This is a genomic window from Limnohabitans sp. TEGF005, assembly GCF_055394835.1.
Genome location: NZ_AP029226.1, coordinates 2,041,214 through 2,056,699 on the forward strand (window position 1 = coordinate 2,041,214; position 15,486 = coordinate 2,056,699).

Annotated in this window: 17 protein-coding genes, 3 tRNA genes and 1 pseudogene; 14 read left to right on the forward strand and 7 right to left on the reverse strand. The window is 58.7% G+C overall.

Going from position 1 to position 15,486, the window contains the following annotated elements; translation table 11 throughout:
- Positions 1 to 16: 16 nt before the first annotated feature.
- The 4 genes from ACZ5RG_RS09825 (at position 17) to pth (ending at position 2,591) form a co-directional block, all read left to right on the forward strand.
- Positions 17 to 93: transfer RNA gene (locus ACZ5RG_RS09825), tRNA-Gln, on the forward strand.
- Between the two features lie 41 nt (positions 94 to 134).
- Positions 135 to 1,112 (forward strand): ribose-phosphate pyrophosphokinase, encoded by a 978-nt coding sequence (locus ACZ5RG_RS09830; RefSeq protein ID WP_298598301.1) that lies wholly within the window; start codon positions 135 to 137, stop codon positions 1,110 to 1,112.
- 99 nt (positions 1,113 to 1,211) lie between these two features.
- Complete coding sequence (locus tag ACZ5RG_RS09835) at positions 1,212 to 1,841, forward strand: 50S ribosomal protein L25/general stress protein Ctc (RefSeq protein WP_298598297.1); 630 nt, start codon at positions 1,212 to 1,214, stop codon at positions 1,839 to 1,841.
- 114 nt (positions 1,842 to 1,955) lie between these two features.
- Positions 1,956 to 2,591: an aminoacyl-tRNA hydrolase gene (pth, locus tag ACZ5RG_RS09840; protein WP_464446937.1), complete on the forward strand. Its 636-nt coding sequence runs from the start codon at positions 1,956 to 1,958 to the stop codon at positions 2,589 to 2,591.
- A 55-nt stretch (positions 2,592 to 2,646) separates the two neighbouring features.
- Here pth and ACZ5RG_RS09845 read toward each other — a convergent pair whose 3' ends face one another.
- The gene (locus ACZ5RG_RS09845) at positions 2,647 to 2,895 is read right to left on the reverse strand and encodes a YfhL family 4Fe-4S dicluster ferredoxin (RefSeq protein ID WP_019430476.1); all 249 of its coding nucleotides are present in this window, start codon (positions 2,893 to 2,895) and stop codon (positions 2,647 to 2,649) included.
- Between the two features lie 160 nt (positions 2,896 to 3,055).
- Here ACZ5RG_RS09845 and ACZ5RG_RS09850 point away from each other — a divergent pair, with 160 nt between their 5' ends.
- From ACZ5RG_RS09850 to ACZ5RG_RS09875, 6 genes and pseudogenes are all read left to right on the forward strand, one after another.
- Positions 3,056 to 3,898, forward strand: a complete 843-nt coding sequence (locus tag ACZ5RG_RS09850; protein ID WP_298598290.1) for a 3',5'-nucleoside bisphosphate phosphatase — start codon at positions 3,056 to 3,058, stop codon at positions 3,896 to 3,898.
- A complete protein-coding gene (locus ACZ5RG_RS09855) occupies positions 3,895 to 4,794 on the forward strand; it encodes a DMT family transporter (RefSeq protein WP_298598288.1) in 900 nt (299 codons plus the stop codon). Before ACZ5RG_RS09850 ends, ACZ5RG_RS09855 begins: the two co-directional genes overlap by 4 nt.
- A gap of 54 nt (positions 4,795 to 4,848) precedes the next feature.
- Positions 4,849 to 5,473: pseudogene (locus ACZ5RG_RS09860) on the forward strand (L-threonylcarbamoyladenylate synthase).
- A 30-nt stretch (positions 5,474 to 5,503) separates the two neighbouring features.
- Positions 5,504 to 6,166 carry a site-2 protease family protein gene (locus ACZ5RG_RS09865; protein ID WP_312260624.1) on the forward strand — a complete coding sequence of 221 codons (663 nt, stop codon included), beginning with the start codon at positions 5,504 to 5,506 and terminating at the stop codon, positions 6,164 to 6,166.
- 23 nt (positions 6,167 to 6,189) lie between these two features.
- Positions 6,190 to 7,503, forward strand: coding sequence for a tryptophan--tRNA ligase (locus ACZ5RG_RS09870; protein ID WP_464446938.1), 1,314 nt, complete (start codon positions 6,190 to 6,192; stop codon positions 7,501 to 7,503).
- Between the two features lie 90 nt (positions 7,504 to 7,593).
- Entirely contained in the window at positions 7,594 to 8,196 is a 603-nt protein-coding gene (locus ACZ5RG_RS09875) for a response regulator transcription factor (RefSeq protein WP_298598274.1), read from the forward strand.
- 122 nt (positions 8,197 to 8,318) lie between these two features.
- Here the strand turns inward: ACZ5RG_RS09875 and ACZ5RG_RS09880 are convergent, their stop codons facing one another.
- From ACZ5RG_RS09880 to ACZ5RG_RS09905, 6 genes are all read right to left on the reverse strand, one after another.
- Positions 8,319 to 8,492 (reverse strand): hypothetical protein, encoded by a 174-nt coding sequence (locus tag ACZ5RG_RS09880; protein WP_298598271.1) that lies wholly within the window; start codon positions 8,490 to 8,492, stop codon positions 8,319 to 8,321.
- Between the two features lie 100 nt (positions 8,493 to 8,592).
- A tRNA-Ser gene (locus ACZ5RG_RS09885) sits at positions 8,593 to 8,682 on the reverse strand.
- Between the two features lie 37 nt (positions 8,683 to 8,719).
- A complete protein-coding gene (locus ACZ5RG_RS09890; protein ID WP_464446939.1) occupies positions 8,720 to 9,187 on the reverse strand; it encodes a hypothetical protein in 468 nt (155 codons plus the stop codon).
- 28 nt (positions 9,188 to 9,215) lie between these two features.
- Positions 9,216 to 10,526: a serine--tRNA ligase gene (gene serS / locus ACZ5RG_RS09895; RefSeq protein ID WP_464446940.1), complete on the reverse strand. Its 1,311-nt coding sequence runs from the start codon at positions 10,524 to 10,526 to the stop codon at positions 9,216 to 9,218.
- Between the two features lie 262 nt (positions 10,527 to 10,788).
- Positions 10,789 to 11,715 (reverse strand): 4-hydroxy-3-methylbut-2-enyl diphosphate reductase, encoded by a 927-nt coding sequence (gene ispH, locus ACZ5RG_RS09900; protein WP_298598262.1) that lies wholly within the window; start codon positions 11,713 to 11,715, stop codon positions 10,789 to 10,791.
- Positions 11,715 to 12,158: an FKBP-type peptidyl-prolyl cis-trans isomerase gene (locus ACZ5RG_RS09905; protein ID WP_298598259.1), complete on the reverse strand. Its 444-nt coding sequence runs from the start codon at positions 12,156 to 12,158 to the stop codon at positions 11,715 to 11,717. Before ACZ5RG_RS09905 ends, ispH begins: the two co-directional genes overlap by 1 nt.
- Before the next feature lie 129 nt (positions 12,159 to 12,287).
- Between ACZ5RG_RS09905 and radC the strand changes: the two genes are divergently transcribed.
- The 4 genes from radC (at position 12,288) to ACZ5RG_RS09925 (ending at position 15,455) form a co-directional block, all read left to right on the forward strand.
- Complete coding sequence (radC, locus tag ACZ5RG_RS09910; RefSeq protein ID WP_464446941.1) at positions 12,288 to 12,959, forward strand: RadC family protein; 672 nt, start codon at positions 12,288 to 12,290, stop codon at positions 12,957 to 12,959.
- A 99-nt stretch (positions 12,960 to 13,058) separates the two neighbouring features.
- Complete coding sequence (locus ACZ5RG_RS09915) at positions 13,059 to 14,057, forward strand: adenosine kinase (RefSeq protein WP_464446942.1); 999 nt, start codon at positions 13,059 to 13,061, stop codon at positions 14,055 to 14,057.
- A 2-nt stretch (positions 14,058 to 14,059) separates the two neighbouring features.
- Positions 14,060 to 15,193 carry a formate-dependent phosphoribosylglycinamide formyltransferase gene (gene purT / locus ACZ5RG_RS09920; RefSeq protein ID WP_464446943.1) on the forward strand — a complete coding sequence of 378 codons (1,134 nt, stop codon included), beginning with the start codon at positions 14,060 to 14,062 and terminating at the stop codon, positions 15,191 to 15,193.
- Between the two features lie 177 nt (positions 15,194 to 15,370).
- Positions 15,371 to 15,455: transfer RNA gene (locus ACZ5RG_RS09925), tRNA-Leu, on the forward strand.
- Positions 15,456 to 15,486 lie beyond the last annotated feature (31 nt).

The following is a 15,486-nucleotide window of genomic DNA, read 5'->3' on the forward strand; positions in this document are numbered from 1 at the left end:
AGCGGTCAACCCGTGTAGGGGAGTCGCCAAGTTGGTTAAGGCACTGGATTTTGATTCCAGCATGCGAAGGTTCGAGTCCTTCTTCCCCTGCCAAATACGTTCATTCGTACAGGCCCTTTTTTCTGATCGCTGGAATGCACATGCAGCCTGCTTCACTCCCCCCCGAATACATGCTGTTCACCGGCAACGCCAATCCTGTTTTGGCGGCCGAAATTGCCCGTTGCTTGGGCACACAGCTCGGCGCTGTCGATGTGGGTCGTTTCTCTGACGGTGAAGTCACCGTCGAGCTCAAACAAAACGTCCGCGCTCGCGAAGTTTTTGTGGTTCAGTCCACCTGCGCGCCAACCAACGAAAACCTGATGGAACTGCTGATCATGGTCGACGCGCTCAAACGCGCTTCGGCAGGTCGCATCAGTGCCGTCATTCCTTACTTTGGTTACGCCCGTCAAGACCGCCGCCCACGCTCTACCCGCGTGCCGATCTCGGCCAAAGTGGTCGCGAACATGTTGCAAGCCGTTGGCGTTGACCGCGTCCTGACCATGGACTTGCACGCCGACCAGATTCAGGGCTTCTTTGACATCCCGGTCGACAACATTTATGCGTCGCCTGTTTTGTTGGGCGACCTGCGCCAGCAAAATTACGACGACCTGATCGTCGTGTCACCAGACGTGGGTGGCGTGGTGCGAGCACGCGCCTTGGCCAAACAACTTGGCTGCGACTTGGCCATCATCGACAAGCGTCGTCCGAAAGCCAACGTCAGTGAAGTCATGCACGTGATCGGCGAGATCGACGGTCGCAACTGCGTGATCATGGATGACATGATCGACACGGCAGGCACCTTGGTCAAAGCAGCCGAAGTGCTGAAAGAACGCGGCGCCAAAAAAGTCTACGCTTATTGCACCCACCCGATTTTCTCGGGTCCGGCCATCGACCGCATCGCCAAGGGCGAAGCCCTCGATGAAGTCGTGGTCACCAACACCATCCCGTTGTCGGCAGAAGCCGCAGCGTGTGCCAAGATTCGCCAACTCTCCGTGGCTCCGCTGATCGCCGAAACGATCAACCGGATTGCGCACGGTGAGTCGGTGATGAGCCTGTTCTCCGATCCAAGCTGATCGGAAAGAGGCCAACAGCGGCCAGCCGTCCTTGTGGACTGGCTGGCTTTTTTGAGTCAGGGTCGCACTGGTCGCGGTGGACCCTAGAAGGAGAAATGTATGAAATTTGTCGCTTTTGAGCGCTCCAAGCAGGGCACGGGTGCGAGCCGCCGTCTCCGCAATTCCGGTCGCACACCTGGTATCGTTTACGGTTCCACAACGGCCCCCCAACTCATCGAGCTGGACCACAACGCTTTGTGGCACGCCCTGAAAAAAGAAGCTTTCCACGCTTCGATTCTCGAGATGGAATTCGACGGCAAGTCCACCCAGGTTTTGCTGCGTGACTACCAGATGCACCCCTACAAGCAGTTGGTGCAACACATCGACTTCCAGCGCGTCGATGCCAACACCACTTTGCACATGAAAGTGCCATTGCACTTCAGCGGCGAAGAAGAGTCTGAAGCCTTCAAGACCGACAAGTGCACGATCAACCACGTCGTGACCGAAATCGAAGTCGCTTGCTTGCCCGCCAACCTGCCTGAGTTCATTGCTGTGAGCTTGACTGGCCTGACCAAAGGCGTGTCGCTGCACCTGAATGACATCACTTTGCCCGCTGGCTGCAAGCCTGTGACCCACGGCAAGAAAAACCCAGTCTTGGTGACTGCGGTGGCTCCTGTGGAAGAAGTTGTGGCAGCCCCTGTGGCCGCTGCACCTGCAGACGCCAAAGGCAAGGGCAAAGGCAAGAAGTAATCTTCTCGTCTTTGGCTGAAACGCCTTCCTGCAAAAGGCCCGCACTGCGGGCCTTTTGCTTTGGTGCCCCGGCACTCATGCCGGCTCACCGAGTGCCAAGGATAATCACGCACCATGATCAAACTCTTAGTCGGCCTGGGCAACCCGGGCAACGAATACGAAGACACCCGCCACAACGCCGGTTTTTGGTGGATTGATACGGTCGCGCGCGAGCTCAAAGTGTCATTGGTGCCCGAGCGCAGTTACCACGGTCTGATGGCACGCACCACCGTTAACGGCCAAACGGTGTGGTTGCTCGAACCCCAGACCTTCATGAACCTGTCGGGTAAATCGGTCAGTGCCTTGGCCCGGTTCTTCAAGATTCAGCCACAAGAAATACTGGTGGCCCACGACGAACTGGACATTGTTCCGGGTGAAGCCAAGCTCAAACTGGGTGGCAGCCACGCCGGGCACAACGGCCTGCGTGACATTCATGCGCAACTGGGCACCGCAGACTATTGGCGTTTGCGCATTGGTGTGGGCCATCCGGGCGACAAGGCCGAAGTGGTCAGTTGGGTCCTCAAAAAGCCGATGCTGGAGCACCGAAAAGCCATCGAAGACAGCATCCATCGCTCAGTCAAGGCTTTGCCGCTGTTGCTGGCTGGCGAAATGGAAAAGGCCATGGTTCAAATTCACACCAGCAAGCCCCCTCGACCCAAACCGCCAAGACCCGTCAAAGCACCTGCCGCAGAGGAAGGCGCACCCGAGTGATTCGGGCGGCATGGGTCACAAAACGCTCGGCCTAATCAAGCACGAAGCCCGCAGTTCACTGACCCTGCAAGCGCCGGTATTTGGCCCACAGAGATTCCTGGTTTTCAACATGCTGCGGGTTGACCGGGATGCAAGCCACTGGACAGACCTGCACGCATTGGGGCTCATCGAAATGGCCAACGCATTCAGTGCACTTGGACGGGTCGATTTCATAAATCTCTTCGCCCAGATAAATGGCCTGGTTCGGGCACTCGGGCTCACACACATCGCAGTTGATGCATTCATCGGTGATCATCAGTGCCATGCAACAAGCTCCACACAGGTAAGCGTCAAATTCATGGCCCGATTATCGGCCACCCACAACACCCCGAGGACCGGCAGGGCTGCTCAGGTCGGCAGGCCTTTGCTTAGGGGCAAGATTCATCCGGCGTCAAACGCCTAAAATAAGATGCAGGAACCCCATCATGAACGCTGACCTGCACTGCCACTCCGTTGTCTCTGACGGCACCCTCACCCCCGAAGCCCTGGCCGAACGCGCCAAAACCAATGGCGTTGAACTGTGGGCACTGACCGACCACGACGAAGTGGGTGGGCAGGACCGCGCACTGGCCGCAGCGCGCTCACAAGGTCTGCCTTACCTGACAGGTACAGAAATTTCGGTCACATTTGCCAACCAGACCGTGCACATCGTGGGCTTGGGCTTTGACGCACATAACACGGCCCTGGTTGAAGGTTTGCACCGCACCCGAGGTGGCCGCAGCGAACGCGCCCAAGAAATGTCAGACGGCCTGGCCAAGGTCGGCATCCTGAATGCCTACGAAGGCGCGCTGAAATATGTGGGCAACCCCGAACTGATTTCACGCACCCACTTTGCCAGGCATCTGGTGGAAACCGCCGTGTGCAGCGACACCTCTGAGGTGTTTCGCAAATACCTGACCGAAGGCAAACCCGGCTACGTGCCCCACCGCTGGGCGCGTCTGCAAGAAGCGGTGCAATGGATCACCGATGCCGGCGGCATTGCCGTGATTGCCCACCCGGCACGCTACGGTTTCACGCCCAACGAAGAGTACGCGCTGTTCAGCGAATTCAAGGCCCACGGCGGACGTGGTGTGGAAGTCATCACCGGCAGCCACTCGTCGCAAGAAGCCGTGCGTTACGCGGAAACCGCCCTCGAATTTGACCTTGCAGCCTCTCGCGGCAGTGACTTTCACAGCCCCACTGAAAGCCGAATCGACCTGGGCACCCTGCCCCTCTTGCCGGGCCAACTGACCCCGGTCTGGCAACTGCTGGCCGACCGCATCCAGTGAGCCAAGCGCACGCCCGCCATACGCTTCACGGCATCGGCTTTGCTGTCCTGGCCACTGCGTGCTTTGCCACGCTGGACACCACCACTCGGCACATCAGTGCGGGTTTTTCTGTTTTGGTGGCACTGTGGTTTCGCTACGCCATCCAGGCACTCATCACCACCGCCGTGGTCTGGCCAGGCCGTGGCCGCAGTGTGCTGCTGACCCAACACCCCCGTTTCCAGCTGGCGCGTGGTCTGTTGCTGTTTGCCTGCAGCATCCTGGCTTTTTACAGCCTCAAGTACATGCCGGTCGGCGAATTCACATCCATCGCGCTTTTGGCCCCACTGGTCATCACCTTGCTGGCAGCCTGGATGCTGAAGGAGAAAATTCGCCCGTTGCGCTGGCTCTTGGTGGCTGGCGGATTTGTGGGCACGTTGGTCATCATTCGGCCCGGCAGCCACCACTTTGACTGGACCGTGATCTTGCCGCTGATGCTGGTGGCCACCAATGCGGGCTTTCAGATCCTGACCAGCAAGATGACCCAAACCGAAGACCCGATCACCATGCACTTTTACACAGGCTGGATCGGCACCATCTTGTCCTCATTGATCCTGCCGTTTGTCTGGGAAATGCCGCATGACTGGACGGTTTGGCTGCAACTGCTGTTGATGGGTGTGTTGGCCTCAATCGGGCATTTCTTGCTGATCCTGGCCTATGGCCGAGCACCGGCTGCCACGCTCACACCCTATATGTACGCGCAAATTGGTTTTGCCGTGATGGGTGGCTGGCTCGTCTTTGACCACCTGCCAGACCAATGGACCATCGTAGGCATGGGCTTGGTGGCGCTTTGCGGAGCCTTGGGTGCGTGGCTCACAGTGCGCGAAACCCGCATTGCCATCCAGCCACCAGAATCCTGATCTGAGGTTCGAGCACACCGCCCGCACATTCCCTACCCCTGACCGCAAGACCCTATGGCCCAGTTTTTTACTGTTCACACCCGAAAACCCGCAAGCCCGGCTGCTCAAGCAAGCCGTGCAACTGCTCAACCAAGGCAACGTTTTGGCGGTGCCCACCGACTCCAGCTATGCGCTGGTCTGCCATCTGGACGACAAAAATGCCGCAGACCAGTTGCGCCGCATTCGAGGCGTTGACGACAAACACCACCTGACGCTGCTGTGCCGAGACCTGAGCGAGCTGGCCAACTACGCCCGAGTGGACAACCAGCAGTTTCGCGCCATCAAACAAGCCACACCCGGGCCTTTCACCTTCATTCTGGAAGCCACCAAAGAAGTGCCGCGCCGGGTCAGCCACCCCCAGCGCAAGACCATCGGCCTGCGTGTGCCCGATCACACAGTGCTTCAAGCGCTGCTGGCCCTGCACGCTGCGCCGCTGTTGGCAGCCACACTCATCATGCCCGGCGAAGACCTGCCACTGAACGACCCCGAAGAGATTCGTGAACGCCTGGAGCACCATGTAGGCGCAGTCATTGATGCTGGCGCCTGCTCGCTGGAGCCCACCACCGTGATCGACATGAGTGGCGACGAAACCCAAGTGCTGCGGCGCGGCCAAGGTGATCCAGCGCTCTTGGGCCTTTAAAGCCAGGTCTGAGACAATCAAGGGGTGAACATGTCTGAACTCATCCAAACCGTCCTCATTTATGCCCTGCCAGTGATCTTTGCGATCACCCTGCATGAGGCCGCTCACGGTTATGCCGCGCAGCGTCTGGGCGACAACACCGCGGCCATGATGGGGCGTGTCACGCTCAACCCATTGCCCCACATCGACCCCATGGGCACCATCTTGCTGCCCCTGCTGCTTTACTTCAGCACCGGAGGTGCTTTTTTGTTTGGCTACGCCAAACCCGTTCCCGTGCGCTTTGACCAACTGAGGCACCCCAAACGCGACATGGTCTGGGTGGCACTGGCGGGGCCAGCATCTAATCTGCTGCAAGCCCTGCTTTGGGGCGCATTGCTCTACGTGCTGGCGGGCAGCGGCATGACCGAACGCTTCTTTCTTGAAATGTGCAAAGCCGGCATGCTGACCAACGTGGTCATGTTCGCCTTCAACCTGTTTCCACTGCCCCCGCTCGATGGCGGCCGCATTCTGGTGGGCTTGCTGCCATGGCGGCAGGCTGTGCTGTTCTCCCGGGTCGAGCCTTGGGGCTTTTTCATCGTCATGGCGCTGGTCATCACGGGCGTCATCAGCGCCTGGTGGATGCAACCCTTGATGGGCGTCACCTTTGACTTGCTCAAGCTGACGCTCAGCCCACTCGCCGCCCTGCTGCGCTGATTTTTTTCGAATTCCTTTTTTCCATGACCTCCAAGCCCCGTATCCGCGTCCTCACCGGCATCACCACCACTGGCACGCCCCACCTGGGCAACTATGTGGGTGCCATCCGCCCCACCGTGCAAGCCAGCCGGGACAGCCAGACCAATGGTTTTTACTTTCTGGCCGACTACCATGCACTCATCAAGTGCGATGAGCCCGCGCGCATTCAGCGCTCGACACTCGAGATCGCCGCCAGCTGGATCGCCTCAGGCCTAGACCCTGAAAAAGTCACCTTTTACCGCCAATCCGACATCCCCGAGATTGCCGAACTCACCTGGTTTTTGACCTGCGTGACCGGCAAAGGCGTGCTCAACCGCGCACACGCCTACAAAGCGGCTGTCGACAAGAACAACGCCGCTGGCCATGACCCGGACAGCGACGTGAGCGCCGGCCTGTTCATGTACCCGGTGCTGATGGGTGCTGACATTTTGATGTTCAAGGCCCACAAAGTACCGGTTGGCCGCGACCAGATCCAGCACATCGAGATGGCTCGCGACATGGCCTCCAGCTTCAACCACCTGTACGGCGAACACTTTGTGCTGCCCGAAGCCGTGATCGAAGAATCCGTGGCCCTGTTGCCCGGCCTGGATGGCCGCAAAATGAGCAAGAGCTACGACAACACCATCCCACTGTTTGCCCCTGCCGCTCAAATGCGCAAGCAAATTGCCGGCATCGTGACCGACTCCAAAGCCCCGGGCGAACCCAAAACCACAGAAGGTTCTGCGCTGTTCCAGATTTACCAGGCCTTTGCCAATGCCGAAGAAACCGCCGCCATGGCCCAAGCCTATGCCGACGGTATTGCTTGGGGCGACGCCAAGCAAATGCTGTTTGAGCGCATCGACCGCGAAATCGCGCCCATGCGTGAGCAGTACCAGGCACTGATCAACAACCCGGCCCAAATGGACAAAATTTTGTTGGCCGGCGCCGACAAAGCCCGGCAACTGGCCACACCCTTCATGCGCGAAGTGCGTCATGCGGTCGGCTTGCGCGCCCTGTCATCGGGCACCGCCACGCCAGCGGCCAAAGAAGCCAAAACCACCGCACCCAGTTTCAAGCAATACCGCGAAAAAGACGGACAGTTCTACTTCAAACTGGTCGATGCGCAAGGCTTGCTGATCTTGCAAAGCAAGGGCTTTGCCTCGCCCAAAGAAGCGGGCCAGACCATTGCCCGCTTGCAAACAGACGGCATTGCCAGCTTGCCGGATTTGAACCACGTACTGGTCCCATTGACGCCAGATAAAGAACCTTTGCTGGCTCAGGCGCTGGAATATTTATCAAACTCAACAAAAAACAGTTAAATAATTTTTTACACATTTGCCGGTTTGTATTGCCAAAAACCACAAACCAGTGTATCCTTAAACTTTAAGCCTAATGCAGAGATCTAAAACATGACTGTATACGTCATCGATGACCACCCCTTGATGCGCGATGCGCTGACCATGCTCGTGCACCGTGTCAAGCCAGGACTGAAAATCATCCCGATCCATAAATTGAACGTGGTTGAATCCACGGTCGAAAAAAATGGTGCCCCAGAACTCTTCTGCCTTGACTTGCAACTGCCAGACACATTGGGCATGTCAGGTGTTCAGGTTCTGAAAGCCAAATTTCCAAATGTGCCGTTGGCCGTCGTCACCAGCGCGAGCGCCAGTGAGTTTGAAGCACGCTGCCTTGAGGCGGGTGCCAACGCTTTCATCGAAAAATCCAACAGCCCGACGCAAATCATTGCAGCCTTGCGCAGTTTGCTGATCACGGAAGAAGAAGAAGCCAGTGAAGACGCCGCACCTGCAGGCCCGACCAAACTGTCCAAGCGCCAAAAGCAATTGATCTTGATGCTGGACCAAGGTTTGTCCAACCGCGAAATTGCCGAAAAACTCGACATCAGCGAGCACACAGTCAAGGTGCACTTCTGGCGCCTGTTTCGCCGCTTGGGCGTCAACAGCCGTACACAAGCGCTGCACTTTGCACGCACCAACGGCTGGTTGGGTATTTAAAGCAAAACAGGCACCTTTTGTGCCTGTTTTTTCTGACAACCGGCACATCTGTGCCGGTTTTGCATTGCGACTGCGATTGCCCGAATCGAGCGCCGGACTTGTGACAGTCAGGACCGCACAGCTCAGTTCTTTTTCTTGTTGATGATGTCGGGCGTCACTGCGTCCAGCACATTCACAGTCGTCTTCACACCATAGACCACAGCAGAGCCCGCTGCATCGGCGATGGCCAATACCGTGCAGCCTGAAAGGCCCACAGCCAGAACGGCGCAAGACAAGAACACAAACAGAGATTTCATGGTGAAAAGGTAAAAGTTTTTAAAAAGCATTGGCCCGCATGAAAGGCCATGCAGGCCATAAAAAAACCCCGCACTGGCAAACCAATGCGGGGTTTTTAACTGGCGGAGGAGGAGGGATTCGAACCCTCGGTAGTGTTGCCACTACGCCTGATTTCGAGTCAGGTACATTCGACCACTCTGCCACCCCTCCTGAGTATTTGTCGAAGCCGTGATTCTAGCAGAGCGTTTCAAGGCTTTTTGGGCACCATCACAGCCGCGTTGCGCGGGGCCATGGTCATCGCCACCACACTGCCAGCCCACATACCGCCATCGACCATCTCGAACGTGGCTGTTCGCTCTTGCCGCGTCATGACCATGAAGCTATTTTTGCCTCGCACCGCCGACACCACGGTCCAGCCTTGTGCCGGATAGGTCTCAAGGAAGAACCGGTAGGCCCCATCAAAATCGCGCCCCACATCGAACACCACACGGCCCACCCAGTTGTCTCCGGCGCCAATGATCAAGGACTGCTCAGCACGAATCATGGCACCAGGCGGCAAAGGCAACTGCCCCAGCAACTGCAAAGGATTTTGAACTTTGCCATCGGCACCCACACCTACAGCAGGCGTGTTGTTCGTACTGGCACAGCCGATCAAACCTGCGCCCGCCAAAATCGCCACCAAGAGTGTTCCCAAACAACGATGAAAGGTCTTCATTCAAACACTCCGGGTGAAAATAAGAAGGTCAAGCACTGAGCAAGGCCACACCACCCATGTAAGGGCGCAGTGCCTCGGGCACTGTAACCGAGCCATCGGCATTCTGGTAATTTTCGAGCACGGCCACCAGTGCACGGCCCACCGCCAAGCCCGAACCATTCAAGGTGTGCACCAGTTCGTTTTTACCTTGCGCGTTCTTGAAACGCGCCTGCAAGCGCCGCGCCTGAAAGGCTTCACAGTTGGACACCGAACTGATCTCACGGTAGGTGTTTTGTGCAGGCACCCACACTTCGAGGTCATAGGTTTTGCTGGCGCCAAAACCCATGTCGCCCGTGCACAAGCTCATCACGCGGTAAGGCAAGCCCAGCTTTTGCAAGATTGCCTCAGCGTGGCCAGTCATGGCTTCGAGGGCTTCGTAGCTTTTCTCGGGGTGCACGATCTGCACCATCTCGACTTTGTCAAACTGGTGCTGGCGGATCAGGCCACGGGTATCGCGTCCGGCACTACCCGCTTCAGACCTGAAGCACGGCGTGTGCGCGGTCAACTTGATCGGCAAATCGGACTCTGACAGCACCTCGTCACGCACGACGTTGGTCAGCGTGACTTCGGATGTGGGGATCAGGTACAGCGCCTGGTTTTCTTCGCTGCCATCCTGACCGCCCTTGTTGGCAGCAAACAAATCGGCTTCAAACTTGGGCAACTGGCCTGTGCCGCGCAGCGTGTCGCCGTTCACGATGTAAGGCGTATAGCACTCGGTGTAACCATGCTCGTTGGTCTGCACATCCAGCATGAACTGAGCCAACGCACGATGCAGGCGGGCCATAGGTCCGCGCATGAACGTGAAACGCGAACCCGTCAACTTGGTGCCGGTAGCAAAGTCCAGACCCAGCTTTTCACCAATGTCTACATGGTCCTTGACCTCGAAGTCAAAGCTCGGCACCGTGCCCCAGCGACGCACCTCGACGTTGCCATGCTCATCGGCCCCCACAGGCACCGACTCGTGCGGCAAATTGGGCACCGCCAGCAACAGGGTTTGCAATTCGGACTGAATGACCTCCAGGCGCTGGGCCGAAGCGTCTAGCTCTTCCTTGATGGTGCCCACCTGGGTCATCACGGCATCGGCCTCAGCGTGCTGGCCTTTGCCCTTGAGCATGCCAATTTGCTTGGAGAAGTTGTTGCGCTGGCTTTGCAACTCTTCTGTGCGGGTTTGCAGCGCTTTGCGCTCGCCCTCCAGCGTGCGAAACGCCTCTACGTTCAGGAAAGCCTGGGGATTTTTACGGGTCTGCAAACGCGCCACGGCAGCGTCGAGATCTTTGCGGAGAAGAACAATATCAAGCATGGGACAGATTGTAGTGACCCGCGTTCGCGGGTATGGCAAACCGGTTGTCACCGCCGGCTTGATCGGGGGGCCATGCCCCGAATTCGTCACCCCCCGCGTGATCTAAGGTCAAGGCTTCCCGAATTCGTCACCCCCGACTAGATCGGGGGTCCATGCCTTCGACGGCGGTGGATACCCGGTCAAGCCGGGCATGACGGATTTGGGGTTACCCGGTCAGGACGTGCATGACAGAGGGGCGGGGCTGGTCAGCAGTCAAACAACATCAAAGCTTCAAGCCCTTGGGCAGCGGAAACTTGATGGTTTCCTGAATGCCGTCCAGCGTGCGCACCGACACGGCACCCAAGGCCCTTAGGCGCGCAATCACCTCTTGCACCAACACATCCGGGGCCGAGGCCCCTGCCGTCAGGCCCACTTTTTGCGCACCCGAAAACCAAGCCCCATCGAGGTCAGCGGCGCTGTCCACCATATAGGCCGGGGTGCCCAAGCGGTCGGCCAACTCGCGCAGGCGGTTGCTGTTGGAACTGGTGGGGCTGCCCACCACAATCACCACATCCACCTGCGGACTCATCAGCTTGACGGCGTCCTGGCGGTTTTGGGTGGCGTAGCAAATGTCTTGTTGTTTGGGCTCGCGCACCTGCGGAAAACGCGCCTTGACGGCCGCCACGATCTCGGCGGCGTCGTCCACACTCAAGGTGGTTTGCGTCACCACAGCCAGCAAGTCGGTCTGGGTCGGCTGCACCTTGGCCACATCGGCCACGTCTTCCACCAAGTGGATACCGCTGTCGAGCTGGCCCATGGTGCCTTCCACCTCAGGGTGGCCCTTGTGGCCGATCATGATGAACTCGTAACCCTCTTTGTCCAGCTTGGCCAACTCCACATGCACCTTGGTCACCAGAGGGCAGGTCGCATCAAAAATGCGAAAGCCCCGCGCCTGGGCCTCGTCTTGGATCGCCCGGCTCACCCCATGCGCACTGAAAATCAGCGTCGCGCCCGGCGGCACATCTGACAATTCTTCAATGAAAATCGCGCCCTTGGCCTTCAAGTCGTTCACCACATAGGTGTTGTGCACGATCTCATGGCGCACATAAATAGGACGCCCAAACTTGGCCAGTGCGTGCTCCACAATGTCGATCGCCCGGTCGACCCCGGCGCAAAAGCCACGGGGTTCGGCCAAAAAAATCTCGGTCATTACAGCACCCCGATCAGTTCAACCTCAAAGGTCACAGGCTGTCCGGCTAGAGGATGGTTGAAGTCAAACAACACCGCACCCGCCTCGCCCACCTCCAGCACCGTGCCGGCATAAGAGCCCAGGCCATCGGGCGTCGGAAACTGCACCACATCGCCCGCTGCGTATTTTTCGGTCGGGTCACCCAGTTCATTCAGCAACTTGCGGGCCACCCATTGCTGCATGTCCGGAATGTGCTCGCCAAAGGCCTCGCCTGCCGGAATCTCCATCACCACCCGGGTGCCTTCGGAAAGTCCCAACAAACGCTGTTCGACAGCGGGTGACAAAGTGCCCGAGCCCAGCGACAAGGTCGCGGGTTTTTCGTTAAACGTGTTGATGATGTCCCCCTGCGGCCCAGCCAGGCGGTAGTGAAGCGTCAAGAAAGATGCGGGTTCGACAATGGACATAAGGGTTTTCTGGAATGCCGCAAACGCGGCCCAACAGGCATAAAGAAGGCACTATTGTAAAAAGCCCGGCCGACCCACCCCGTAAAAGGGACAAGAAGGACCGACGGCAGCTCCGGGGAGGGGCTTCAGATGAGCATCAAGGACTTGCCCGCCGAAGCGCGGCCGCGTGAGAAGTTGCTTGCCCGAGGCCCCCAGGCCCTGAGCGATGTGGAGCTGCTGGCCATCTTGCTGCGCACCGGCATGGCGGGTAAAAACGTATTCCAACTGTCAGAAGAACTGCTGGGGCCAGACGGCATCGCGGGCCTGCTGCAAGCCACAGCACAGTCGCTCAAATTGGTCAAAGGGCTGGGGCCCGCCAAACAGGCCGAACTGCTGGCCGTGTTGGAGCTGGCCCGCCGTGCTTTGAGCCAGCGGCTGAAAGAGCGCGAAGCCTTCCATACGCCCGATGCCGTCAAACATTACCTGCAGCTGCAGCTGGCCCACAAAAACCACGAGGTGTTTGCCGTGCTGTTTCTGGACAACCAAAACCGCCTGCTGGCCCTGGAAGAACTCTTTCGCGGCACCCTCAGCCAGACCAGCGTTTATCCGCGTGAAGTCGTCCTGCGTGCCCTGCACCACCAAGCCGCCGCCGTGGTCTTGAGCCACAACCATCCCAGCGGCTCGGTGCAACCCAGCAAGGCCGACGAACACCTCACCCAGACATTGAAAGCATCTTTGGCTCTGGTCGATGTGCGAGTGCTTGACCACATCATCGTGGGGCAAGGACAGGCATTTTCGATGGCGGAACAAGGCTTGATGTAAGGCCTTTGGCTGTCGTGGACACCCGGTCAAGCCGGGCATGACCGCAGAGCCGGCATGTGCAGCCGCTAAACTCGTTGTTTTTTCCTCTCCGCTGCAGCCATGTCCCATTACCACCTCTACGCCATTGGCAACGCCTTGGTCGATACCGAATACGAAGTTTCTGACGAACTGCTGAGCGCCATGGGCGTGAGCAAGCGGCACATGACGCTGATCGACACCCCCCAACGCGCCGAATTGCTGACCCATGTACAGGGCCTGCACGCGCGTCGCACAGGCGGCGGCTCGGCAGGCAACACGGTGGTGGCACTGGCGCAATTGGGCGGCCAGGCGTTTTACTCGTGCCGCGTGGCCGACGATGAGCTGGGCGCTTTTTACACACAAGACCTGCAAGCCAACGGCGTGGCCACCAACCTGACACACACGCGCCCGCCCGAAGGCCAAACCGGCAGCTGCATGGTGCTGGTCACCCCCGACGCCGAGCGCAGCATGTGCACCTTTTTAGGTGCCACTGCGCAGCTTGACGCCAGCGCTCTGCACCAGCACGACATTGAAAAGTCTCAGATTTATTACATGGAAGGCTATCTGGCCGCATCGCCCACGGGCCTGGACGCCGCCGTCAAAGGCCGCCAGATCGCGATTGAAAACCGTGTCGCGACGGCCCTCACGCTCAGTGACGTGAGCATGATCAACTTCTGCAAAGCGGGCCTTGAGGCCATGATCGGCGACGGCCTGGACTATTTGTTTGCCAACGAAGAAGAGGCGCAAACCTGGTGCGGCACCACCGACCTCGACGCCATCATCGGCCAGCTGTCACCCTTGGCCAAAACCGTGTGCCTGACCCGTGGCCCCAAAGGCTGCATCGTGGTGCACGGCAGCGACCGAACCGAAGTGCCCGCCGTACCCACCCAAGCGGTGGACACCAACGGCGCAGGCGACATGTTTGCCGGCACCTTTTTGTACGGCATCACCCACGGCAACACGCCCACACAAGCTGCGGCGCTGGCCAACCGCACCGCGGCAGCCGTGGTCAGCCAGCACGGCAACCGCCTGACGGTGGCGCAAATGCAAGCGATTCACACCGATTTTCAAAAGGTCTGAACATGAAAAAAATCCTTCTCCTTGGCTCCGGTGAACTCGGCAAAGAATTTGTCATCAGCGCCAAGCGTCTGGGCTGCCACGTCATTGCCTGCGACAGCTATGCGGGTGCGCCCGCCATGCAAGTGGCCGACGAATTTTGTGTCTTCAGCATGCTCGACGAAGCCCCACTGCGTGCCGCCATTGCCAAATACCAGCCTGACCTGATCGTCCCCGAGATCGAAGCCATCCGCACCGAAGTGCTGCTCGATGTCGAAAAAGAAGGCTTTGAAGTCATCCCCAGCGCCCGCGCTGCCAACCTGACCATGAACCGCGACCGCATCCGCGACGTGGCCGTGGGCCTGGGCGTGCGCACCGCCAAATTCAGCTATGCAGACTCGGCCGCCGAGCTGTTGGCCCGTGCCACCGAAATCGGTTTCCCGGTCGTCATCAAGCCCGTCATGAGCTCATCGGGCAAAGGCCAAAGCGTGGCCAAAACAACCGCCGACGTGCAGGCCAGCTGGGACTACGCCTGCGCAGGCATGCGTGGTGATCGCCAAAAAGTCATCGTCGAAGAATTCATCAATTTCGAGTTTGAAATCACCCTGCTCACCATCCGTCAACGCAACGGTCAGACCTTGTTTTGCGAGCCCATCGGCCACGTTCAAGAGCGCGGTGACTACCAATACAGCTGGCAGCCCCAGCCCATGAAGCTCGACTATTTGAAAGCCGCACAAGTCATGGCCGAAAAAGTCACCACCGACCTGGGCGGCGCAGGCCTGTTTGGCGTGGAATTTTTCGTGACGAAAGACGAAGTCATTTTCAGCGAACTGAGCCCCCGCCCGCACGACACGGGCATGGTCACCCTCATCAGCCAGAACCTGAGCGAATTCGACCTGCACGCGCGCGCCATTCTTGGCCTGCCTATCCCGCAGATCGAATGTGTGGAAGGTGCCAGCGCCGTGGTGCTGGCCGACAAAGAAGGCAAAGACCCGCGCTTTACCGGCGTCGAGTCCGCTTTAAGCGAGCCCGGCGTGGACGTGCGCATCTTCGGCAAGCCCACCACCCGCCCCTACCGTCGCATGGCCGTGGCCCTGGCCAAAGGCAGCAACGCACTTCAACGTGCACGGGACGCCGCAGGCAAGATTGCCGTGGTTTAAAGGCCAAGGCCAAGACCAAAACCCCGTGCGGAGCGCGACGCTGCACAAGAATTAGAGGGGACTTGGGCTTCTGGGGACTTGAGAGGGCGATGGGTGCGAGCAGGAAGTTTTGATTTTTGCGGCACACCGTCCGGAATGGCGAAAAAATATGCCATAATTTGCGTCTTCACGAATACCGCCCGGGTGGTGAAATTGGTAGACTCAGGGGACTCAAAATCCCCCGCCGCAAGGCGTGCCGGTTCGAGTCCGGCCCCGGGCACCAGACCTAAGCCGCAAGTTCTCGCAACTTGCGG